A 23,245-nucleotide genomic window follows, 5' to 3' on the forward strand; every position below is an offset into this window, starting at 1 on the left:
GTGCGCAACCTAGTGGGAGCGAATTCATTCGCGAAGGGGCAGTACATTCACAGCATCTGGGTCGTCAGGAACGCCGCCTTCGCGAATGCAGTGAAACGCCATCGCGGGATTTTCCTGCGATGGCAGTTTCTGTCAAGACAGCGCTTTGGACGCCAACCAGAACAGACCGGCCGACAGGGCCACCGTCGCTGGCAGGGTCAGCACCCAGGCCAGGAGGATGGTGCGCACAGTGCCGCCTTGCAGGCCGCTTTTGTTGGCGACCATGGTGCCTGCGACGCCAGAGGACAGAATGTGTGTCGTGGAAACCGGCAGGCTGAAAATGTTGGCCGCCGCAATGGCGCACGCTGTGGTGATCTGCGCCGACATGCCTTGTGCGTAAGTCATGCCTTGTTTGCCGATCTTCTCGCCAATGGTCAGCACGACGCGTTTCCAGCCGACCATGGTGCCGATACCCAACGCCAGCGCCACGGCCAGAATCACCCAGAATGGGGCGTATTCAGTGGTCGCGGTCAGGTCTTTGCGCAATTTATCCAGATCCGATTTTTCACGTGCGCCGAGGTTTGGCAGCTTGGCGACCTTGCGTGCGGTGTCGTCCAGGCACAGCAAGTAGCGACGTACTTCGATGCGCCGCTCGGGAGTCAGAGAGTGGTAATCGGCCACGCCGGTGAGGTTGTCGAGCAGGGCAGCAATCGTCGGTTCGGTTTGCTCCGGGTTGCAGCTGGAGCTTTCCGGCAGATCACCTTTTTCCGCTTTACCCAGCGCTAGGTACTCGCCCAGGGTGCTGTTGTTGCGCTGATAGAACTGACTGAGGTGCAAGGTTGCATCACGGGTACGTTCGATCTGGTAAGTGGTGCTGTTCAAGTCCAGTACGAACTGGCTTGGCACGATACCGATCAGGACCAGCATGATCAGGCCGATACCTTTCTGACCATCGTTGGAGCCGTGCACAAAGCTTACCGCCATGGCGGAAATCACCAGAACCAGACGGTTCCAGAATGGCGGATGTTTCTTGTCGTCGAGCTTGCGACGCTGTTCAGGCGTCTTGTGCATCTTCGACAGTGGTCGCCACCATTTAAGTCCGATCAGGACCAGCGCAGCAACGAGGAAGCCCGCCAGTGGCGAGAAAACCAGCGAGGCGCCGATATCGATCGCTTTCTGCCAGTTAACCCCGTCTGCCAGCGGAATGTCGTTGATCAGCGCGTTCGCCAGACCCACGCCGAGGATCGAGCCGATCAGCGTGTGAGAACTCGATGCCGGAATACCGAAATACCAGGTGCCCAGGTTCCAGGTGATCGCTGCTGCGAGCAGCGAGAACACCATGGCCAGGCCGTGGCCGGTGTTGACGTTGATCAGCAGTTCAACCGGGAGGAGGTGAACGATGGCATAGGCAACGCCGACCCCGCCCAGCAGCACCCCCAGGAAATTGAAGATCCCGGAGAAGAATACGGCCAGATGCGGCGGCATCGCTTTGGTGTAAATGACTGTCGCCACCGCGTTTGCGGTGTCATGAAAGCCGTTGATGAACTCGAAGGTGAGGACGAAAGCCAGGGCGAGCAGCAGGCTCACAAGTACCCAGGCATCTAGTCCGCTGAATAAATCGATCATGAAGGTTTTCTGACCCGGTCTGAAGGGGGCGGGATTATGACAGAAAAAATACAGATCGATGTGTCGACTGCCGATTGGTATCGCCGATTATCTAAATTTTATCCTCGGCGAAGCATCCCCATTGATAAGTCAAGAGGACATTGGAGCCTTTTGGCAGTCATGCAAAACAGTTGGCCGCTCTGAAAAATCTGCCCGGGCCATCAGAGGTAGCCCGGTTCGCAGAGCTGAAGGGTTATCCCTCTTCGCTCAGGTCTTTTTCCATTTTTTGCAGTTCTTGCTTGAAGGCCTGATCTAGAATGCTGGCCTTCTTGCGCCAAGGTTTGCGTTCCGGCTCTGGTTGAGCGGCGTAGGTGGTGATTTCGCCACCATAAACTTCCTTGTAGCGTTGTTCCTGGCGCTCAAGTTCCGCGCGCAGTTCATCTTTGGTCACTTTGTTACCTGATCAAGTCAAATTTAATCTGGCGTTATCGCTGAGCGGCTTGATAGTCCACACAGGGTCTTGTTCAGACTGCTGAAAGGCTTCCGCCAATCAAATTCTGAACCAAGCCATGATCTGAACATCCAGCGGCTCGCGGCTACGGACACCAGAAAACATAATTGTCGTAGCGACAGTCGTTTGAGTTGCGAGTGCGGTGGCTACTTTGGCTGCAAATTCCTTCGCGAGCATAATGCTTTGGCAGCATTGCTGCGGTGCCTCGATCCTGTGGTATGCCTGGGCATGGCGCCCGGTACTGCAACCACTGCGAATCGTTATTACGAGCCAAGTGGCAGGTACTATCTCCAAGAACTTCCAATCAGTCAACTATATGTGCAGTTGATTATGAAAAGACTTCTGTAAAACACTTTTCTTGTACGACAGTTCCGAAGTTTCAGTGAGTGACATACGACGTAACTTTGATGTCCTCAATATTGACGCTAACAGACAGAATTCTGACGGCATAGTTCGTTGCGACATGGGGCGTATGTGCAGAACAAGCGATATTTGTGACAGAAGCACGCATGAGGAGAACACAAACCGTCGATTTGTGGCTTTTCGATATCATGCATAGGGGAGAAGCATGCGGGAATAAAAACGGCCTCGCTTCATGGGCAAGGCCGTACCTTGGACTTCTCGTGGGTACCTGACCAGTATTTCCAAGAAGCCACTTAAGGCTATGCAAAGGTATAAGTATCTTTGCGATGGGTCAATTGCGATTATCGGCCACTTGTTCGATAATCGCCCAAAGTGGCTCGAATGCTTTCCGCTAAAAAGTCGCGGAAAAGCGTGGAGGCTATGATTTATAAGGCCTGACAGGGTTCACCGAGGTAGTGGCAATGAATGATGAACTGCGTAATTCTTTTGCTTCGTTGGCGCCACCAATCGTGGCATCGCCCGCCAAGCGGATTCAGGCACTGACCGGCGACCCGGATTTCATGACTTCGCTGGCCAGAGGGCTGGCGGTGATTCACGCTTTTCAGGAGCGCAAACGGCATCTGACCATTGCCCAGATCAGCCATCGCACGGAAATTCCGCGTGCGGCGGTAAGGCGTTGTCTGCTGACGTTGATCAAACTTGGCTATGCAACGACGGATGGTCGAACCTATTCGCTGCTGCCGAAGGTGCTGACGCTCGGCCACGCTTATCTTTCGTCGACGCCGCTGGCGGTATCGTCTCAGCCCTATCTGGACCGGATGAGCGATCAGCTCCATGAAGCCTGCAACATGGCGACCCTGGAGGGTGAAGACATTCTGTATATCGCTCGGTCCGCCACTACGCAGCGTCTTATTTCAGTGGACCTCTCGGTCGGCGGCCGACTGCCTGCCTATTGCACGTCCATGGGCCGCATCCTGCTCTCGGCGCTGGACGATGTGACATTGCGCGAATACCTTGATCATGTGGACCTGCAGCCCAAGACCAGCCGGACGATTCGCTCGACAGAAGCGCTGTTTGAATGTCTTCAGCAAGTCCGTCAGCAGGGGTGGTGTATCGTCGATCAGGAATTGGAGCAAGGGTTGCGCTCGATTGCGGTACCGGTCTATGACGCGTCCGGTCAGGTCCTCGCAGCACTGAACGTGAGTACCAGCGCAGGCCGTGTGGCCAGAAGCGAGCTGGAACAGCGTTTCCTGCCTATCATGCTGGATGCTAGCAGGGATTTAAGTACGCAATTGTTCACCTGATAGTACACTGAATTTGTGCGATTAACGAACGAATAATCGATTATCGGATTGTTTGGCCTCAGGCCCCGGCATAACCTCAAGTCCATTCCAGCGTAGCCCATCTACGCTGTTCATTGGATGCAATTTGAGTTCGGGAGCACCTCATGGCTGAAATTCTTTCTCTACGCGACGCCGTGAAGCAATTGGTCAACGATGGCGACACCGTTGCGCTGGAAGGCTTCACCCATTTGATCCCCACGGCCGCAGGCCACGAAATCATTCGTCAGGGTAAAAAAGACCTGACGTTAGTGCGTATGACGCCGGACCTTATCTACGACCAGTTAATAGGCGCAGGGTGTGCGAAGCGTCTGATTTTCTCGTGGGGCGGTAATCCTGGAGTTGGCTCTCTGCATCGTCTGCGTGACGCCGTCGAAAAGCAGTGGCCACACTCGATGGAAATCGAAGAGCACAGTCATGCCGACCTGGCTAACGCCTATGTTGCGGGCGCATCCGGTCTGCCGTTCGCTGTGTTGCGCGCTTACGCCGGTTCCGATCTGCCCAAGGTCAATCCGCTGATCAAGACGGTAACTTGCCCATTCACCGGCGAGGTGCTCGCGGCAGTGCCCGCAGTGCGTCCTGATGTGACAGTGATTCACGCGCAGAAGGCCGATCGCAAAGGCAACGTGTTGCTGTGGGGCATCCTCGGTGTGCAGAAGGAGGCTGCGCTGGCTGCCAAACGCTGCATCGTTACTGTGGAAGAGATCGTCGACGACCTGAATGCGCCGATGAATGCCTGCGTGCTTCCGACCTGGGCACTGAGTGCGGTTTGCCATGTGCCCGGTGGCGCGCATCCGTCCTACGCCCACGGTTACTACGAGCGCGACAACCGGTTCTACCAGGCCTGGGACCCGATTGCCCGTGACCGCGAAAGTTTTAGCGCATGGATCAAGGAATACATTCAAGGCACCGCGGATTTCAGCGAATTCCAGAGCAAGTTGGCCAGCGCTTCGGAGGCAAAATAATGACTTACACCACCAGTGAAATGATGACAGTGGCAGCGGCTCGTCGTCTGCGTAACGGCGCGGTCTGCTTTGTCGGTATCGGTCTGCCTTCCAAGGCCGCGAATCTGGCGCGTCTTACGTCCTCGCCGGACGTCGTGCTGATTTACGAGTCAGGTCCGATTGGTGCCAAGCCTAGTGTGTTACCGCTGTCCATCGGCGATGGCGAACTGGCGGAAACGGCTGACACGGTTGTGTCCACCAGTGAGATCTTCCGTTACTGGCTGCAAGGCGGTCGCGTTGATGTGGGGTTTCTCGGCGCTGCCCAGGTTGATCGTTTCGGCAACATCAACACCACGGTGGTCGGTGATTACAACAACCCGAAGGTACGTCTGCCAGGCGCAGGCGGCGCGCCGGAAATTGCCGGGTCCGCCAAGCAGGTCTTGATCATCCTCAAGCAATCCGCGCGTGCTTTCGTCGACAAGCTGGATTTCATCACATCGGTTGGCCATGGCGAGGGTGGTGATTCTCGCAAGCGTCTTGGATTGCCTGGCGCAGGGCCGGTCGGGATTATTACTGACCTGTGCATCATGGAACCGGAAGAGGGCACTAACGAGTTTGTGGTGACTACCTTGCACCCCGGCGTAACCCGCGAGCAGGTTATTGCGGCCACCGGTTGGGAACTGCGTTTCGCCGAAAACGTCGAGTACTCCGCCGAGCCAAGCGAAACAGAGCTTGCCGCTCTACGTGATCTGGAAGCCCGGACCGCTAAAGCGCACGGCCAAGCACCGGGAGAAGCATGATGCGCGAAGTATTTATCTGCGATGCGATTCGTACCCCCATTGGCCGCTTTGGCGGTGGGTTGGCCAGCGTTCGCGCGGATGATTTGGCCGCAGTGCCGATCAAGGCGCTGATGGAGCGAAACCCTTCGGTGAACTGGAACGAAGTGGACGAAGTGTTTTTCGGCTGCGCTAACCAGGCCGGTGAAGACAACCGCAACGTAGCGCGCATGGCTGCGTTGCTGGCTGGCCTGCCGGAGACGATTCCCGGCGTCACCCTTAACCGTCTGTGCGCCTCGGGCATGGACGCCATCGGTACGGCATTTCGGGCGATTGCTGCTGGCGAGATGGAATTGGCGATTGCCGGTGGCGTTGAGTCGATGTCACGTGCCCCCTTCGTTATGGGTAAAGCCGATGCTGCGTATTCCCGCAACATGAAGCTGGAAGACACCACCATTGGCTGGCGTTTCATCAACCCTTTGATGAAAGAGCAATATGGCGTCGACTCCATGCCACAAACCGGTGACAACGTCGCCGATGATTTCAAGATTTCTCGAGCCGATCAGGACGCTTTCGCCCTGCGCAGCCAACAGCGCACTGCCGCTGCTCAGGCTGCGGGCTTTTTTAAAGAAGAAATCACTCCAGTGCGCGTTGCCCATAAAAAGGGTGAAACGTTGGTGGAGCAAGACGAACATCCCCGCGCTGACACCAGCCTGGAAACCCTGGCCAAACTCAAGCCGGTCAATGGTGCGGACAAGACCGTCACCGCCGGTAATGCGTCTGGGGTCAACGACGGTGCCGCCGCGCTGATTCTGGCGTCTGCCGAAGCGGTCAAAAAGCATGGCTTGACGCCCCGGGCACGCATTCTCGGCATGGCCAGTGCCGGTGTCGCGCCGCGCGTCATGGGCATCGGCCCGGTGCCTGCGGTGCGTAAGCTGGTGGAGCGCCTTGGCCTGGCAGTAAGCGATTTTGATGTGATCGAGCTCAATGAAGCCTTTGCCAGTCAGGGCCTGGCGGTTCTCCGTGAGCTAGGGCTGGCCGATGATGCACCGCAAGTGAACCCCAACGGTGGCGCCATCGCCTTGGGTCATCCCTTGGGCATGAGCGGCGCACGGTTAGTGTTGACCGCGCTGCATCAACTGGAAAAAAGCGGTGGTCGTCGAGGTCTGGCGACCATGTGCGTCGGCGTAGGGCAGGGGCTGGCGTTGGCGATTGAGCGCTGAAGGGGTGGGCGCTTTTCTGAATTGAAACGGGGTCCTGTGGGAGCGGTGCTTGCCCGCGATAAGGCTGGACGCGGTTCACTTTAGATCGCTTCCAGCCTTATCGCGGGCAAGCACCGCTCCCACGGGAGACCGCGTTCCAACCTTTGAATTCGCGCCATCCTCCATGGCGCCCACCCACCACCCCACAATGGAATTCCATAAAGCTGTTTGTTGTCCCAAAACAGTGTTACAGGTTATGTCCTGGATGACTGTTCAGCACTAATGGGGAAAAATAATGACAACCACGCATTACACGGGTGAAGAACGCAGCAAAAGGATCTTTGCGATCGTGGGCGCCTCCTCAGGCAATCTGGTCGAATGGTTCGATTTCTACGTCTACGCTTTCTGCGCCATCTACTTCGCTCCGGCGTTCTTTCCTTCCGATGATCCCACCGTTCAGTTGCTCAATACCGCAGGCGTGTTTGCTGCCGGGTTCTTGATGCGGCCTATCGGTGGCTGGTTGTTTGGCCGGGTGGCTGACAAGCACGGCCGCAAGAACTCAATGATGATTGCCGTACTGATGATGTGCGGTGGCTCGTTGATGATCGCCTGTTTGCCGACCTACGCAACAATTGGCGTGTGGGCACCGGCTTTGCTGTTGCTGGCGCGACTGATTCAGGGCTTGTCGGTAGGGGGCGAGTACGGCACCACGGCGACTTACATGAGTGAAGTGGCGTTGCGCGGCCAGCGGGGCTTTTTCGCCTCGTTCCAGTACGTGACGTTGATCGGCGGGCAACTGCTGGCGGTGCTTACCGTCGTAATCATGCAACAGTTTCTCAGCACTGAAGAGCTGCGCGCCTACGGCTGGCGCATTCCGTTCGTGATCGGTGCGGTTGCAGCGGTGATCTCGTTGCTGTTGCGTCGCTCGCTCGAGGAAACCACCACTGCTGAAATGCGTCAGGACAAGGACGCCGGGAGCATCAGCGCGCTGTTTCGCGATCACAAGGCTGCGTTCATCACAGTATTGGGCTACACCGCAGGCGGCTCGCTGATTTTCTACACCTTTACCACGTACATGCAGAAGTACCTGGTGAACACGGGTGGCATGGATCCCAAGACCGCCAGTTACATCATGACCGGCGCTCTGTTCCTGTACATGTGCATGCAGCCGTTGTTCGGCATGCTGGCAGACAAGATCGGTCGCCGTAACTCCATGCTGTGGTTCGGCGCTCTGGGTACGCTTTGCACAGTGCCGATCCTGATGACATTGAAAACCACGACCAGCCCTTTCCTGGCCTTTCTGCTCATCACCTGTGCGTTGGCAATCGTGAGCTTTTACACCTCCATTAGCGGTCTGGTGAAAGCCGAAATGTTCCCTCCGCAAGTTCGTGCGCTGGGAGTCGGTCTGGCTTACGCAGTGGCTAACGCGGTGTTTGGTGGCTCCGCAGAATTTGTTGCACTGAGCCTGAAAAATCAGGGCATGGAGAACAATTTCTATTGGTACGTGACGATCATGATGGCCGTCGCGTTTCTGTTCAGCCTGCGCCTGCCCAAGCAACCGGCGTATCTGCACCACGATCACTGATAAATCACTTTCTCTGACTCAATAAAAAACCCACCGATGAGGTGGGTTTTTTTATGTGAGTCGCTTATCAGGACAATAGGTCAGAACAACTGAACTGTTGGCTTCTCTTTGTCGATCGGTTTGGCCTGTCCGGTTTGCTCATACCAACCACCGCCGAGGGCCTTGTACAGGTTGACCTCGCTGGTGAGTTGGGAGAGACGGTCGGTGATCAGCGATTGTTGTGCGCTGAACAGCGAGCGTTGAGCATCAAGGAACGTCAGGTTGCTGTCGATCCCGATCCGGTAGCGACGCTCGGCCAGGCGGTAGTAGTCCTGGTTGGCATTGACGAAATCACGCTGGGCTTGCAACTGCTCGTTGTAAGTCTTGCGCGAGGCCAGGCCGTCAGAGACTTCCTGAAAGGCGGTCTGAATCGCCTTCTCGTAGTTGGCGACGCTGATCTCTTTCTGGATTTTTGAATAATCCAGGCTGGCGCGCAGGCTACCGGCGTTGAAGATCGGAATGTTGATGCTTGGCTGGAACAACCAGGTACCCGAACCGCCTTTGAACAGGCCGGAAAGATCCGGGCTGATCGTACCGGCATTGGCTGTCAGGCTGATGCTCGGGAAAAACGCCGCACGTGCTGCGCCGATGTTGGCGTTGGCAGCTTGCAACGTATGCTCGGCTTGCAGAATGTCCGGACGACGCTGCAGCAGGTCAGAAGGCAGGCCCGCTGGCAAAGCGCTCAACAGGTCGGCACTCAAAGGCTGAGCGGGCGGCAGATTGTCCGGCAGGTTAGTACCCAGCAACAGGGTCAGGTTGTTCTGATCCTGAGCGACCTGACGCTGGTAACGCGCCAGAGCAACTTTGGCGCTTTCCACCGAGGTGCGTGCCTGGCTCAGATCCAGCGCCGAAGAGACGCCCACTTCGTTGCTACGGGAAGTCAGACGCAGACTTTCTTCGTAGGTCTTGAGTGTTTCTTCGGTCAGCTTGAGCAGTTCTTTATCGGCCTGCCAGGTCATATAGGCATTGGCGACGTTGGCCACCAGGCTGATCTGCGTGCTGCGACGTGCTTCTTCGCTGGAGAAGTAGGTCTGCAAGGCTTGCTCGCTCAAGCTGCGAACCCGGCCAAACAGATCCAGCTCGTAGGCACTGACGCCCAGCGTGGCCGAATACTGGCTGGTGATGCCAGATTGGCCCGTGGTGGACATATCGGCCGGAACCCGTTGACGGCTGCCGCTGCCATCGGCAGAAACAGCCGGGAACAGGTCCGCACGCTGGATGCGGTACTGGGCGCGGTAGGCGTCGATGTTCAGCGCCGCGACACGCAGGTCGCGGTTGTTGACCAGCGCCGTCTGGATCAGCTGTTGCAGGGCCGGGTCATGAAAAAACTGACGCCAGCCCTGTTCGGCTGCCGCGACGTTCGCCGCTTCAGTCGGCGAGTAAGCCGGACCTTGCGGGTATTGCGCCGCAACCGGAGCCGCAGGTTGCTTGTATTCAGGGATCAGCGAGCAACCACTGAGGATGACCGCAGTGACTGCCAGGGAGATCAGGGACTTGCTCATTGGCCAGCCTCATCATGTGAGATTTTTTTCTCGTGTTCCTTGTCGTACTTGCTCTTGAACATCGACGACACGGCAACGTAGAACATTGGGACCCAGAAAATTGCCAGGACGGTGGCGGTGATCATACCGCCGATTACGCCTGTACCGATTGCGTGCTGGCTACCCGAACCGGCACCGCTGGAGATCGCCAGCGGTACTACGCCGAGGATGAACGCCATGGAGGTCATGATGATCGGGCGCAGACGCATGCGGCAGGCTTCCATCGCCGCATCCACCAGACTCTTGCCCTGTTCATGCAACTCTTTGGCAAACTCGACAATCAGGATCGCATTCTTCGCCGCCAGACCGATGGTCGTCAACAAGCCAACCTGGAAGAACACGTCGTTGGACAGGCCTCTCAGACTGGTTGCCATAAGGGCACCAATGATACCCAGCGGTACAACGAGCATAACCGCAATCGGAATCGACCAGCTTTCATACAGTGCTGCCAGACAGAGGAACACGACCAGCATCGACAGGGCATACAGCGCAGGTGCCTGAGAGCCGGACAAACGTTCTTCGAAGGACAGACCGGTGAAGGCGTAACCGATACCTGCTGGCAGTTTCTTGGCAATGGCTTCGACTTCCGCCATGGCTTGACCCGAGCTGTAACCCGGAGCCGGTGTACCGAGAACTTCCATTGCTGCTACGCCGTTATAACGCGACAGTTTCGGCGAACCGTAAATCCACTCGCCTTTGGCAATGGCAGACAGCGGCACCATGGTTCCGGCGTCATTACGCACGTACCACTTGCCCAGATCTTCAGGGGTCATGCGGCTGGCCGCTTCACCCTGCACGTACACTTTCTTCACCCGACCACGGTCGATGAAGTCGTTGACGTAGCTGCCACCCAGTGCGATGGACAAGGTCTGGTTGATGTTCGACAAAGTAATGCCCAGAGCACTGGCTTTTTCGTCATCGACGGTGAGCTGATACTGCGGCTCATCGCCCAGGCCGTTAGGGCGTACGCCTGCAAGAATCTTGCTTTGCGCCGCCATGCCGAGGAACTGGTTGCGTGCCTCAAGCAGCTTGTCGTGGCCTACACCGCCCTGGTCCTGCAGGTAAACGTCGAAACCGGTTGCGTTACCCAGTTCGAGTACCGAAGGTGGAACTACGGCGTACACCATCGCATCCCGGAAGGAGAAGAAGTGTGCCTGAGCACGCTCGGCGATCTTGAACACGGTGTTTTCCGAGTCACGCTCGCCCCACGGCTTGAGCATGACGAACGCAAGGCCCGAGCTCTGACCACGACCGGCGAAGTTGAAGCCGTTGACGCTGAACACCGAGTTCACGCCTTTGCCTTCACCATTCTCTTTGTCGAGCAGGAAGGTACGCATCTCATCGATGACTTTCTGCGTACGCTCTGCGGACGAGCCTGCCGGGGTCTGAACCTGAGCGAAAATCACGCCCTGGTCTTCTTCCGGCAGGAACGCGCTCGGGATGCGAGTGAACAGGAAGATCATGCCCGCAACGATGAGCAGATAGACGCCGAACGCTGGCAGCTTGTGAGTCACCATACGCTTCACGCCGCGCTCATAGCTGTTTACGCCCCGATCAAATGTGCGGTTGAACCAGCCGAAGAAGCCTTTTTTCGGTTGGCCGTGTTTTTCCGGATCAATCGGCTTGAGCATGGTGGCGCACAGCGCCGGGGTGAAGATCAATGCAACCAGAACCGACAGGGCCATCGCCGAAACAATGGTGATCGAGAACTGTTTATAAATAACCCCTGTAGACCCCCCGAAGAACGCCATTGGCAGCAGTACCGCCGAGAGCACCATGGCGATACCCACCAGTGCGCCCTGGATCTGCCCCATGGATTTCTTGGTCGCCTCTTTGGGCGACAAGTGCTCTTCGGCCATGACCCTCTCGACGTTTTCCACCACCACGATGGCGTCGTCCACCAGAAGTCCGATGGCCAGAATCATCCCGAACATGGTCAGGGTGTTAATCGTGAATCCGAACGCCGCAAGGATGCCGAACGTACCCAGCAGTACCACCGGAACCGTCATCGTCGTAATGACGGTGGCGCGGAAGTTTTGCAGGAACAGGTACATCACCAGGAACACCAGCACGATCGCTTCGATCAGGGTGTCAACTACGCCCGAAATCGATTCGGTCACGGTTGGGGTGGTGTCGTACGGGTAAACCACTTTCATACCAGGCGGAAAGAAAGGTTCCAGGTTTGCGACGGTGGCGCGAATTGCCTTGGCGGTGTCCAGAGCGTTGGCGCCGGAGGCCAGTTTGATCGCCATACCGGAAGCAGGGTTGCCGTTGAACTGGGCATCAATGCTGTAGTTCTGGCCACCCAGCTCAATACGAGCCACGTCACGCAGACGTACTTGCGAACCGTCGGTGTTGACCTTGAGCAGAATGTTGCCGAATTGCTCAGGGGTTTGCAGACGCGTCTTGCCAATAATCGTAGCGTTCAGCTGAGTTCCGGGCAGGGCAGGCAGACCGCCCAGTTGGCCGGTGGCGATCTGTACGTTCTGTGCAGAAATCGCAGTGCTCACATCAACCGGTGTCATCTGGAAATTGTTGAGCTTGGCGGGGTCCAGCCAGATACGCATGGCGTACTGTGAACCGAACACCTGGAAGTCGCCCACACCGGAGGTCCGGGAAATCGGGTCCTGGATGTTGGAAACGATGTAGTTGGACAAGTCTTCCCGGGTCAGACCGCTGCCATCTTCGGCGACCAGGCCGATAACCAGCAGGAAGTTTTTAACCGACTTGGTAACGCGCAGGCCCTGTTGCTGTACTTCTTGCGGCAGCAGCGGGGTGGCGAGGTTGAGCTTGTTCTGGACCTGAACCTGAGCGGTATCCGGGTTGGTACCCTGATTGAAGGTCACAGTGATGGTCATGCTGCCGTCGGAGTTACTGTCCGAGGAAACATAACGCAGGTTATCAATACCGTTGAGCTGTTGCTCAATGATCTGAACCACGGTGTCTTGCACAGTCTGCGCCGAAGCACCTGGGTAGGTAACCTGGATATCAATAGCTGTAGGGGCAATGGCCGGGTACTGGTTGATCGGTAGTTTCAGGATCGAAAGCGTACCCACCAACATGATCACCAGGGCTAATACCCAGGCGAAAATGGGGCGGTCGATAAAGAATTTAGACATCGGTTACTCACCTTTGCCAGTGGCGGCAGGGGCGGACTCAGCGGACTGGGCTGGCGTGAGGTTGGTCGCTTCCTTGACCGTCACTTGCGCGCCTGGCTTGACGAATTGCAGACCTTCAGTGATGACGCGATCACCCGGTTCCAGACCTTTTTCGATCAACCAGTAAGCGCCTGAAGTACGGTTGGCGATGAGTTCACGCTGCTCAACCTTGTTGTCTTTGTTGACCACCAGGGCAGATGGCTTGCCGCGCATGTCACGGGTCACGCCTTGCTGTGGAGCAAGGATGGCTTCGCTTTTCATGCCCGCCTGCAACTGAGCGTGAACAAACATGCCCGGCAACAGGGTGTGATCAGGGTTAGGGAACACCGCACGCAGGGTCACGGAGCCAGTCGCCTGGTCTACCGACACTTCGGAGAACTCCAGTTTGCCCGGCTTGCTGTATTCGCTTCCGTCTTCAAGGGTCAGCTTGACCGTTGCAGCGTTGTCACCGGCCTTCTGCAGCTTGCCGGACTCCAGGTCGCGACGCAGCTTGAGCATCTCGGTGGAAGACTGGGTCACGTCTACATAGATCGGGTCCAACTGCTGGATCGTCGCCATGGCGTTGGTCTGACCGCTGGTAACCAGTGCGCCCTCAGTTACATCGGAACGCCCGATACGGCCGGAAATAGGGGCCATTACCTTGGTGTAACGCAGGTTGATCTGAGCGGTTTGCAACGTGGCCTGCGCTTCCTGGCTGGAGGACAGCGCAGTGTCGTATTCCTGACGGCTTACGGCTTGCTCGTTGACCAGTTGCTTGTAGCGATCAGCAAGAGACTTGGCCGATTGCAATGTCGCCTTGGCGCTGTTGGCCGTGGCTTCGTACAGCGCTGGATCAATCTGATACAGCTGCTGGCCGGCTTTCACGTCGGCGCCTTCTGTAAACAGGCGCTTGAGGATGATGCCGTTGACCTGTGGCCGTACTTCGGCGATGCGATAGGCCGTGGTGCGCCCCGGCAGTTCCGATGTCAGGGTGTAGGGTTGAGCTTTGATGGTAACGACGCCGACCTGAGGAGGTGCAGCTGCAGGAGCTGCGGCTTCTTCCTTTTTACTGCATCCACTGAGCAGTGTTGCCAGGGCGACGGCAGTGACCAGTACGGTAACAGCTGGCTTGAATTGCATGAAGATCCTCGGGTCAGGAGCCTGGGTGCTCAAGAAAAGTGAAAGGGTGTGAAAAATTCTGGCTGGATAAGTAGTAGGCTAATGAATATACTTACATTCACGGTTGTTTGTAAATACCCAGTTCTGCGTCTGTAAGCCGCGCCTGCTGGGGATTGCAGGTTCGGGACAAGGCAATACAAATGCCGCCCGGTTTTGCTTCAGAGCCACATGATTCGTGGCGTGCGGCATTTTCAATGAGGTTTTACTGCCATGGTCCGTCGTACCAAAGAGGAAGCTCAGGTTACTCGTAGTCAAATTCTCGAGGCCGCTGAGAAAGCGTTCTATGAGAGAGGCGTTGCGCGTACGACTCTGGCGGATATCGCATCCTTGGCGGGCGTGACCCGCGGCGCAATTTACTGGCACTTCAGTAACAAGGCGGATCTGGTGCAGGCGATGCTCGACAGCATCCAGGAACCACTGGAAGAGATGGCCCTTGCAAGCGAAAGCGAGGACGAGGCCGATCCGTTGGGTTGTATGAAAAAACTGCTGATTCATTTGTTTCATGAAATTACACAGGACCCGAAAACGCGGCGCATTAATGAGATTCTGTTTCATAAATGCGAATTCACCGATGAAATGTGCGACTTTCGCCAGCAGCGTCAGGTCAACGCACTGGAGTGCAATGACCGGATCGGCCTGGCGTTGAGCAACGCCGTCCGTAAAGGGCAACTGCCTGCAGATCTGGACACCGTCCGTGCGTCCATCGCCCTTCATGCCTATATCGACGGCATGCTCGGCCAGTGGCTGCTGGTCCCTGACAGCTATTCCCTCAGCGACAGGGCCGAGAAATGGGTAGATGCCGGTCTGGACATGCTGCGCCTTAGCCCTGCACTACGCACCTGAAACTTCTGTCAGATTCCCGCCCAGCGGCTGTATCTTCAGTGAAGCAGGCCGTGACTGCCCAGTCATTTTACCCAATGCTTACAAATTGGCGTAATGCCACTATCGCTTTTGGGCATTAAAAGCGTGCGGCAGAGGCTAAATTTGTAGGATTTGAGTAGGACGCTTCTTGAAGTGTGTAGCTGATTTCCCAAATTGATTTCCCCGTATTGTTCCTCCTTGAAACTCCCTTCACTCTTGCGTCGCATTCTTGTTTATGGAAGACCGGGAGAATAAAAACGTGTTGCAAACCGTATCTGAAGCACAAGGGATTCTCGGAAGGCTCAAGTACCAGGCGGACCAGTTTCTGAGCGACGCTGCACAATGCAGACCAGCCGCCCGACTCGGGCTCATGACCACGTTGTATTTCAAGCAAGGCCACACGCCGAAGACCCGGCAACGGGTCGAAGAATGTTTCACGCATTTTTACGATACGTTTCGGTCCGTACTTGATTGGCAGTCCTACCAGCGGCTTCGAAAACTGTCGCCCAGCAGTTTCTCCATTTGTCGGAGGCAGGTGCTCGATAGCTCGCCGGACGAGCCGCTGCTGTGGTCGATTTCCAGCGCCAGACCGGTGGAGGCTGCCACTCACTGCATGTCGGTGATGGCGCCGCCCGAGAGTCAGGCGGCGACCGATCATTCTTGCCTGAAAATGCTGCTGCCGTGGTCCTTATTGATGGACCGGGACGGTGCCAGGGTTTATGAGGGCTGGGTCAAATACCTGTGCAATCAGATCGAGGCCGAGCATGGTTACGGCGGGCTGGTGTGTGTTCTGCCCGGTGATGGTCTCAGGTACCTGCCATTGGAATACCGGTTGGCGCAGGACTACATCGGCCTGATGGTCGACGCCGGGCCGCACATGGAAAGCCTGCGCTTGCTGGATCGTATCAAGGGCGTCAGTTGGTACAGCATTCTGGGAAACCGTTTTGTTAGTCAGTTGGGAGGTAGCGACCGGTTGCGCAGGGTACTCAGTGCTCACAGTGATGTCGTTTTTCAAACCTATGAAAGCGGCCTGATGATTCGCGCCGGTGTTCTACCGGCGTTGGGTGGCAAGGGCGAGGGCCCTTCGAATGCCTACATGGCGGTCAATAAAGTGCTCAAGCCAATCCGGGTGCAGGACACAGGTTGCCTTCATCCATGCCCGGGTCGCGGCATCGGTTTTACCGAGCAATCTACCGCGCAGTGGTATGCACGCTTCGACGAAAAACCCATGGCCTCGGTGCGCGCAGGTCAGCCTTGCCCGCAGACCGGGCACTGGTTCAGCAGCGCCATGGCGCGCTCCCGGCGTTTTTTCAACAAAGGTGACGTCATGCCTGCTTTCGAGCACCTTAAAGCCGAACGGACGCAGTGGTTCTGGACTGATGTCAGCGGCTAGCGAGATGGCGCTGACGACCCCTTTCTCATGAATGATTCTGCATTAGCAGGCGCTTGACTAAGCTTTGCGCAGACCTATAAAAAGAAGGGGCCAGTCATGCAGTTTTCGCCACGCGGTATCGGTGTTGTCCTGGGGTTTCTATGTTCTGCCTGGCTTGGTCAGGCAGGGGCTGGCGTCGAAAGCCCTGAGCAGGGGCCAGCTGCCAGAGCGCTGCTGGAGAAGGCTGTGACACGCTATCAGGAGGCCGGTGACAAGGCGTTTGCCGAATTCAGTCGGCAGGGCGAGTTTGTTGATGGCGAGCGCTATGTGTTCGTCGTCGACACCCACGGCGTCATGCTTGCCAGCGGTGGGCCTTCAGTGGTTCTGATTGGCCGTGATGTCTCCCAGGTGCTTGAGCCCGATCTGCAAAAAGCATTCAAGGATGTGTTGCACACCCCTGAGAGCAAAGGTATCCAGCAAGCCGAGTATCGTTGGCAAAACTGGGCTGACGGCAAGGTTGAGCGCAAGAGGGTTTACTTCCAGCGGATTGGCGAGCGCATCCTTGCGGTGGGTTATTACGTGCCTCGAGCATCGCCTGAACAAGCCAGAGCGTTGCTGGATAAGGCGGTGAGCGAACTCGGTCGTGACCAGAAGGGCACTCTCACCGCAATCAACAGCCTGCGAGGAGGATTTCTGCAGGATGACCTGTACGTGTTTGTCGTCGATCTGCACAGCAGGCGTTATGTGGCGCATGGCACCAATCTGCGGCTGATCAATACCGACTTTCGCAAGGTAAAAGACCCTGAGGGCAAACCCGTTGGCGAACCGATGCTCGCGCTGCTTGAAAAGCAGGACGCCGCCGAATACGAATACCGCTGGCGAAACCCGGTAACCGGCAAGGTGGAAAACAAGCATGCGTATGCGCGCAGGGTTGGGGATTACCTGGTGGCGGTGGGGTATTACAGCCAATAAGCAGTAGCTTTCACACACTCTGTGTGGGAGCGAATTCAATTGCGAAGGTGATCTGTCAGAACAGGATTTTTAACCCTTTCGCGAATGAATTTGCTCCTATCAAACATCACTCCAATAATGGATTTGAAACGCGGACCTTGTAGGAGCTAACTTGTTGGCGAAGCGGAATTTCTGACGATGCGGGTCCGACGTCTCGCCAACAAGTTGGCTCCTACAGGTCACCCGTTTGCTGCGCGACAGCGCGGTGTCAGGGACACCGGGGCGACTCCCACAGAAAAACATCTCAGGTTAAGTGATTTGATGTTCTTGGCTCAGCTCTCCTTGTGTTCCCTCCCTCGCAACAGGTTATCCGGCATTGCCAGTGCGGCAGCCAGGCCCAGCAGTGAGATTGCAGCGCTGACGGTCATCAGGTGGCGGAATGTTATCGACAGTTGATCGCGCAGGATTTGCAGAGTCGGGCCGCTGGCGGCGTTGAGACTGTCCATCAGCACATTGCCGGATGCGCCTTCACCACCGATTGCGCCAGCACCAGCCAGCCCGGTACCACCAAATTCGGTGCCTTGCAGCATCGCCAGCAACAGTGCCGACATCAGCGCTACACCTACCGCGCCACCCAGAGAGCGGAACAGGTTAGTGGTGCTGGTTGCCACGCCCATATCGTGCTTCGCTACCGAGTTTTGCGTCCCCACCAGTGACGTCGGGAACTGCATACCGCTGGCGATACCCGTCAGCACCATGAACAGACTGGTCAGCAGCAACGATTGCGGGTCGGTAAACGCCATGCCGAGAATCGCCATCGGCATCAACATCGCGCCGGTGAGGATCATGGGCTTGTAGCGCCCGGTCAACGAAGTCCGACGGCCTGCAAAGAAAGCGCCCATGGGCATGCCAATCGCCAGTGGTAAAAGGTGCAGCGCGGCGCTGTCGGCACCGCCGCCGGTGACCGTCTGATAACGCAGCGGCACCAGCACGATCAGCGAAATCGCCTGGAAGCTGGTGAAGAAAATCGTGCACCAGCAGAGCACTGCGCTGCGGTTGGCGAACAGATGCATCGGCAGCAACGGTTCGACTGCACGGCGCTCGTACCAGGCGAAACAGATCAGCGCCAGCAATGCGACACCCAGCAGTGTCAGCACCTGTTGATCCCGCCAACTGTGGCCCTGGCCTATTTCAGTGATACCCAGCAACAGCGCAGTCAGGCCGACGATCATCAGCACCGTGCCCAGGTAATCGATGATGGGTTTGCGTTGCGGGACAGGCAGGCCAAGCAAGGTGCGTTTGGCAAACCACCAGGCGATCAAGCCCATTGGCAGATTGATCAGGAACACCCAGCGCCAGGACAGATACTGGGTCATGACCCCACCCAGTACCGGTCCGGCCACACTGGCCAGCGCATACATGCCACTGAAATAGCCCTGATAGCGGCCTCGCTCCCGGGGCGGTACCAGGTCACCAATGATCGCCTGACTGACTGAAACCATGCCGCCTGCACCAATGCCCTGAATGACCCGCGCAAGCACCAGTTGCTCCATGCTTTGCGCCATGCCGCAGAACAACGATGCCAAGGTGAAAAGCCCCAGCCCGAAGAGCATCAATTTGCGTCGGCCATACAAGTCGCCCAGCTTGCCGTAGATCGGCACGGCCACGGTAAGGGCCACCATGTAAGCGGAAATCACCCAAGCCAACAGGTCGAAATCATTGAACTGGGTTGAAATGGCAGGAATCGAGACGGCAACAATCGTCTGATCCAGAGCGCTGAGGAATACGGCCATCATCAATGCGTATAGAACGCTACGGATTGAAGGCGTGGTGTGGGGAAGACTGGTCAAGGCAAAACCTGATCGACAGTAATATCCGCCGAATGCCGACGGGGAGTGCAATCAGTCTAAGCCGATAGCTCCCTAATCGATAGCTGCCTTATGCATTTTTGGTGACTTAAACGCTTCAGCGTTACCTCATCGCAATGCGCTGAATGTTGCAGTGCTGGGGACGCAATGACCGAAGCTGCAAGTCGCGACTTGTGGCGCCTGACGAGCCAGTTCGTTGCGATAGACACCCGCTGCATACACCGCGATGACGGCACTGATACTCAAGACGGTGACGCATTTTTTTATTTTTATGTTCATGTCGCTTTCCTCGTTCCAACTACTTGGCAGTTCAGGAAGGATTAAAGCGAGTGTAGGGCAGGGGCGCTGGAGTCGTAGGACAGAATTGATCTATTGGATATGGCGTATTGCCTTAAAAGTTATAGCATCTTTAACCATCAACCACTTTCCCCTGTAGGAGTCGGTCCCGGTGTCTCTTACCCCTCGCTGTCGCTAAGCAAATGGATGACCCTGTAGGAGCCAACTTGTTGCCGAGACGTCGGGCCTGCATCGTGAGAAATGCCGTTTCGCCAACAAGTTGGCTCCTACAGGGTCTGCGTTTCAAATCCATTATTGAAGTGATGTTTGATGGGCGCGCACGAGTGTGTAGCGAGCAGCACTAAACAGTCGCCCGCAACCGCGCCAGATCCCGAAGCGGCGGGGCGCCGAACAGGCGGCTGTATTCACGGCTGAATTGCGAAGGGCTTTCGTAGCCTACCTTGTAACCCGCCGCCGACGCGTCGAGCCCATCGGCCAGCATCAAGCGTCGTGCCTCCTGAAGCCGCAACTGCTTCTGGTACTGCAACGGACTCATTGCCGTTACGGCCTTGAAGCGATGGTGCAGGGTTGAAACGCTGAGGTTCACCTCCCTGGCCAGTTCTTCAATGCGCAAGGGCTCGGTGAAATTCTGGTTGAGCCACCGAATCGCCTGGGTCACGCGATGAGTCTGGCAGCTGGTGATGGCGATTTCGTAAAGGCGGTGACCCTGGGGGCTGCGCAAAAGGCGATAAAGGATTTCGCGTTTGATCAGCGGCGCAAGCATCGCGATGTCTTTCGGGCTGTCGAGCAAACGTGACAGACGTAGCACTGCATCCAACAGTTGGGTGTCGATTCTTTCTATATAAAGGCCGCGTCCGCTAGGTCGGGTCGGAACACTCATCGGCCCGGCTTCTGCGATCAGCGCATTGATATCCGCGGGGTCGATGTCCAGTCGCAAGGCCAGATTCGGATTTTCTGGCGTCGCGTGAAGGATTCTGCCGCTCAGTGGCAACGCCACGGACAGCACCAAATAATTCAGGGGATCGTACGTGTAGGTCTCATCGCCGAGGCGCACTTCCTTGCTGCCGTGGGCGAACAGGCACAGTGCGGGCTGGACCAGGCTGGGCAGCGATTGCGCCGGGCTTTCATAGCGCACCATGTGCAGCGGCGAAATAGCCGTCTGGAACGAGCCTTCGGTAGGGGCGAACCGGCGAACCAGATCAGCCAGCTCGATTCGCTGCTTCTCCAGGTCCTCGCTGAGCGGTTCTTTGAGTGGCTGGAGTGGCTGCATGGGCGAGTCCTTTAATCCTTTATTGATGTGCCCAGCTTATTTTTGTGCAAGCCAAAGCACTACCCGATTCCTGCGAGATGATTGCCTGATCCTGCCAGGGTGCGTATTCCGGGCTGCTAAAGCGGATCCAGGATTGCCTGGTGCTGCGTGGGAATTCTCTTTGCTGATCATCTTGCTTCTGAGGGGTTTTTCACAGCGCTGCAGGATCAGGCAAGAAGCCAACAGTAACTGACTAACGACCATTGCGCTAAGCCTCTAATCTCGGTTCCTGTCGCCGCACCCCTGATAATCATCCTGCAGACAAAGGAGCCATGACCATGCCTCAGTCATCACCCGTGAGCCATCTGGTTTTCGCCCTCGCCAGGACTGGTCAGAGCGAACAACTGGGCGAGCGCCTGCGCTGCCTGATCGAGCCTTCACGCATGGCCGACGGTTGCTTGAGCTTCGCGTTAAAGAACTCGCTGAAGGACCCTGATCTGTGGCTGATTTCCGGTTACTGGACCAGTGAAGATGCAATGAACCGCTGGCTGACCACCCCCGAGTTGCAAGTGTTCTCCGACGTTATGCAGACCTATATGGTCAGCAGCCTGGATTTCCATACTTTCGCTACGCAGGCTGAAGCCGAACAGCTGATGCAAGCGGTTTGAGCGCCGTCGGTTTAGAATCCCCTGCTTTAAGTCACAGGCAGGATCTGCACCCATGGCACGTAAAGAGCTCAATGGCTTCGAAGCTGTTTCCGCGGTTGTTCCGGGCGAGGGTGGCTACAGCGCCGCCATTGCAGTAAAAGGCCTGGGGGCAGGCGGTGCACCGGTATTCAACCGGGTGCTGCCAGAGCAGAAATTCAAGACCGCCCATGAAGCCGACGTCGCAGCCAGTGCCGAGCTGAACCGCCTGATCGACATCGATAATGAGGGCGGCCTTTCATTTCAGGCTCACTGATCAGGCTTTGGGACGGTGCATCTTGAACAGCGCTTCAGGGCCTAGCTGGAAGTAATCCGCCGGGCCGCCGCCACGCAGAATCGGTTCGCCCGCTGCGGTGTCGTAAATCCCGTCCTTCAGCAGCGATTTAGCGATATGCACCGCTACTACCTCGCCAAGAATCAACCAGCTGGGCACGACTTCCTTGTCGGCACGCTGTAACTGGATGATCTGGGTCACCTTGCATTCGAACGAAACTGGCGTCTCCTTCACGCGCGGCACCGCCACGATTTGCGAGGCCAGTGGCGTCAGGTTCGCCAGTTCGAATTCGCTGACATCCGCAGCAACCGGCGCGCAGCTCTGATTCATGGCTTCGGCCAGCGAACGCGTGGCCAGATTCCAGACAAACTCGCCGGTCTGCTCGATGTTATTAAGGCTGTCTTTGCGGCCAACGCTGCAAAAGCCAATGATCGGGGGGATGTAGTTGAAGGCGTTGAAAAAGCTGTACGGCGCGAGGTTCAGCTTGCCGTCAGCATCCTGCGAAGAAATCCAGCCGATAGGGCGGGGGCCCACGATGGCGTTGAACGGGTCGTGAGGCAGGCCGTGGCCGAGAGAAGGTTCGTAAGAGTAGATATCGTCTGACATGGGCTAATCCTGTTGGCCTGCGCGGCGCATGAAAAGATGCGTCTATAGTGCCTGACAATTTATAGCGCCTGACAGTTTCGCGTGGTTCAAAAACGATTAAGCCCGGCACTGGGCCGGGCTAAAGGGAACACGTCGAGCTGTTACACCCGACGGTTTGCACCTACGCGGTCTGCGCCATCAGCGGCCAGACGATTAGCACCCACATGGTCAGCGCCGTCGGAGGTCAGACGATTTGCGCCAACACGGTCAGCACCGTCTTCAGCCAGACGATTAGCACCTACATGGTCAGCGCCATCAGCGGCTTGACGATTAGGACCTACGCGATCAGCACCGTCTTCAGCCAAACGATCTGCGCCAATCTGGTCAGTGTTGACGGCGGCCTGACGGATGCTGCCAACGTTAGTGTGTACGGAACCGCCTTCAGCAACTGTCAGCGTCGAAGACTGCTCGATTGCATTAGTGTGATCGTTGCCTGGCAGGCTAGGCATTTGTGGTGAAGCGAAAGCGCTCGAAGCCAGAACAGAGAAGGCAAGACCAAAAATCAGTTTGTTGGTTTTCATGATTGTTACTCCAGTAATCGAATGGGTTGTCAGTTCGGTATGGAGTGAATGCTACGCGCCTGAAATTTATTCAGAAGTGAATAGCAGTGCTAACGACCATCGCTATAAATGATAGTAGGCGGGAGAGCGCGATTTTCGGGCTTTGCAGGTCTGCTTGCCTCAGGATGGTGCAATTCTCTGAAAAACTTTGTAATAAACCCACTTGACAAAATAATATCGTCATTATTATTGCTATTTTTGCGGGGTTTTTAACCAGGAATTGCACTGATATCGTCAGTGTTAGTTGCGAGTCGCTCTCATTA

The 23,245-nt window shown here is 56.6% G+C and carries 20 protein-coding genes; 10 read left to right on the forward strand and 10 right to left on the reverse strand.

Features of this window, described 5'->3' with window-relative positions:
* Positions 1-132: 132 nt before the first annotated feature.
* Together RX972_RS13370 and RX972_RS13375 are read right to left on the reverse strand one after the other, a co-directional pair.
* Positions 133-1,605, reverse strand: a complete 1,473-nt coding sequence (locus RX972_RS13370; protein WP_231677784.1) for an inorganic phosphate transporter — start codon at positions 1,603-1,605, stop codon at positions 133-135.
* A 232-nt stretch (positions 1,606-1,837) separates the two neighbouring features.
* Positions 1,838-2,035 carry a hypothetical protein gene (locus RX972_RS13375; RefSeq protein WP_099268604.1) on the reverse strand — a complete coding sequence of 66 codons (198 nt, stop codon included), beginning with the start codon at positions 2,033-2,035 and terminating at the stop codon, positions 1,838-1,840.
* An 884-nt stretch (positions 2,036-2,919) separates the two neighbouring features.
* On the opposite strand from RX972_RS13375, the gene pcaR reads away from it, so the two are divergent.
* The 5 genes from pcaR to RX972_RS13400 all read left to right on the forward strand — a co-directional run bounded on the left by pcaR (position 2,920) and on the right by RX972_RS13400 (position 8,305).
* Positions 2,920-3,762, forward strand: a complete 843-nt coding sequence (pcaR, locus tag RX972_RS13380) for a pca regulon transcriptional regulator PcaR (RefSeq protein WP_027900611.1) — start codon at positions 2,920-2,922, stop codon at positions 3,760-3,762.
* A 143-nt stretch (positions 3,763-3,905) separates the two neighbouring features.
* Positions 3,906-4,763, forward strand: a complete 858-nt coding sequence (locus RX972_RS13385; protein WP_099268603.1) for a CoA transferase subunit A — start codon at positions 3,906-3,908, stop codon at positions 4,761-4,763.
* Complete coding sequence (locus tag RX972_RS13390) at positions 4,763-5,542, forward strand: CoA-transferase subunit beta (RefSeq protein WP_027900613.1); 780 nt, start codon at positions 4,763-4,765, stop codon at positions 5,540-5,542. The genes RX972_RS13385 and RX972_RS13390 overlap by 1 nt, the downstream gene beginning before the upstream one ends.
* Positions 5,539-6,741 (forward strand): 3-oxoadipyl-CoA thiolase, encoded by a 1,203-nt coding sequence (pcaF, locus tag RX972_RS13395; RefSeq protein ID WP_231677786.1) that lies wholly within the window; start codon positions 5,539-5,541, stop codon positions 6,739-6,741. Before RX972_RS13390 ends, pcaF begins: the two co-directional genes overlap by 4 nt.
* A gap of 274 nt (positions 6,742-7,015) precedes the next feature.
* Positions 7,016-8,305 carry an MFS family transporter gene (locus tag RX972_RS13400; protein ID WP_027900615.1) on the forward strand — a complete coding sequence of 430 codons (1,290 nt, stop codon included), beginning with the start codon at positions 7,016-7,018 and terminating at the stop codon, positions 8,303-8,305.
* An 80-nt stretch (positions 8,306-8,385) separates the two neighbouring features.
* On the opposite strand, the gene RX972_RS13405 is transcribed toward RX972_RS13400, so the two are convergent.
* Genes RX972_RS13405 through RX972_RS13415 form a run of 3 tightly spaced genes read right to left on the reverse strand, consistent with a single transcriptional unit; the run spans position 8,386 to position 14,162 of the window.
* Entirely contained in the window at positions 8,386-9,846 is a 1,461-nt protein-coding gene (locus tag RX972_RS13405) for an AdeC/AdeK/OprM family multidrug efflux complex outer membrane factor (RefSeq protein WP_027900616.1), read from the reverse strand.
* Complete coding sequence (locus RX972_RS13410) at positions 9,843-13,004, reverse strand: efflux RND transporter permease subunit (RefSeq protein ID WP_316875956.1); 3,162 nt, start codon at positions 13,002-13,004, stop codon at positions 9,843-9,845. The genes RX972_RS13405 and RX972_RS13410 overlap by 4 nt, the downstream gene beginning before the upstream one ends.
* Positions 13,005-13,007: 3 nt before the next feature.
* Positions 13,008-14,162 (reverse strand): efflux RND transporter periplasmic adaptor subunit, encoded by a 1,155-nt coding sequence (locus RX972_RS13415; protein ID WP_027900618.1) that lies wholly within the window; start codon positions 14,160-14,162, stop codon positions 13,008-13,010.
* 249 nt (positions 14,163-14,411) lie between these two features.
* Between RX972_RS13415 and RX972_RS13420 the strand changes: the two genes are divergently transcribed.
* From RX972_RS13420 to RX972_RS13430, 3 genes are all read left to right on the forward strand, one after another.
* Positions 14,412-15,044, forward strand: a complete 633-nt coding sequence (locus RX972_RS13420; RefSeq protein ID WP_099268598.1) for a TetR family transcriptional regulator — start codon at positions 14,412-14,414, stop codon at positions 15,042-15,044.
* A gap of 277 nt (positions 15,045-15,321) precedes the next feature.
* On the forward strand, positions 15,322-16,455 hold the full coding sequence (locus tag RX972_RS13425) for a type VI immunity family protein (RefSeq protein ID WP_316875959.1): 1,134 nt from the start codon (positions 15,322-15,324) through the stop codon (positions 16,453-16,455).
* Between the two features lie 96 nt (positions 16,456-16,551).
* On the forward strand, positions 16,552-17,406 hold the full coding sequence (locus RX972_RS13430; protein ID WP_316875961.1) for a cache domain-containing protein: 855 nt from the start codon (positions 16,552-16,554) through the stop codon (positions 17,404-17,406).
* A 311-nt stretch (positions 17,407-17,717) separates the two neighbouring features.
* Here RX972_RS13430 and RX972_RS13435 read toward each other — a convergent pair whose 3' ends face one another.
* From RX972_RS13435 to RX972_RS13445, 3 genes are all read right to left on the reverse strand, one after another.
* Positions 17,718-19,235, reverse strand: a complete 1,518-nt coding sequence (locus RX972_RS13435; RefSeq protein ID WP_316875963.1) for an MDR family MFS transporter — start codon at positions 19,233-19,235, stop codon at positions 17,718-17,720.
* Positions 19,236-19,361: 126 nt separating this feature from the next.
* The gene (locus RX972_RS13440) at positions 19,362-19,532 is read right to left on the reverse strand and encodes a hypothetical protein (RefSeq protein ID WP_200866036.1); all 171 of its coding nucleotides are present in this window, start codon (positions 19,530-19,532) and stop codon (positions 19,362-19,364) included.
* 358 nt (positions 19,533-19,890) lie between these two features.
* A complete protein-coding gene (locus tag RX972_RS13445; RefSeq protein ID WP_027898071.1) occupies positions 19,891-20,820 on the reverse strand; it encodes an AraC family transcriptional regulator in 930 nt (309 codons plus the stop codon).
* 317 nt (positions 20,821-21,137) lie between these two features.
* Between RX972_RS13445 and RX972_RS13450 the strand changes: the two genes are divergently transcribed.
* Positions 21,138-21,467, forward strand: coding sequence for an antibiotic biosynthesis monooxygenase family protein (locus tag RX972_RS13450; protein ID WP_316875966.1), 330 nt, complete (start codon positions 21,138-21,140; stop codon positions 21,465-21,467).
* A 52-nt stretch (positions 21,468-21,519) separates the two neighbouring features.
* On the forward strand, positions 21,520-21,759 hold the full coding sequence (locus tag RX972_RS13455; protein ID WP_027898069.1) for a hypothetical protein: 240 nt from the start codon (positions 21,520-21,522) through the stop codon (positions 21,757-21,759).
* On the opposite strand, the gene RX972_RS13460 is transcribed toward RX972_RS13455, so the two are convergent.
* Entirely contained in the window at positions 21,760-22,383 is a 624-nt protein-coding gene (locus RX972_RS13460) for a flavin reductase family protein (protein ID WP_027898068.1), read from the reverse strand.
* Between the two features lie 140 nt (positions 22,384-22,523).
* Positions 22,524-22,943, reverse strand: coding sequence for a hypothetical protein (locus RX972_RS13465; protein ID WP_027898067.1), 420 nt, complete (start codon positions 22,941-22,943; stop codon positions 22,524-22,526).
* Positions 22,944-23,245: the final 302 nt, after the last annotated feature.

The sequence above is a fragment of the Pseudomonas syringae group sp. J309-1 genome, assembly GCF_032582135.1.
GTDB classification, from domain to species: Bacteria; Pseudomonadota; Gammaproteobacteria; order Pseudomonadales; family Pseudomonadaceae; genus Aquipseudomonas; species Aquipseudomonas quasicaspiana.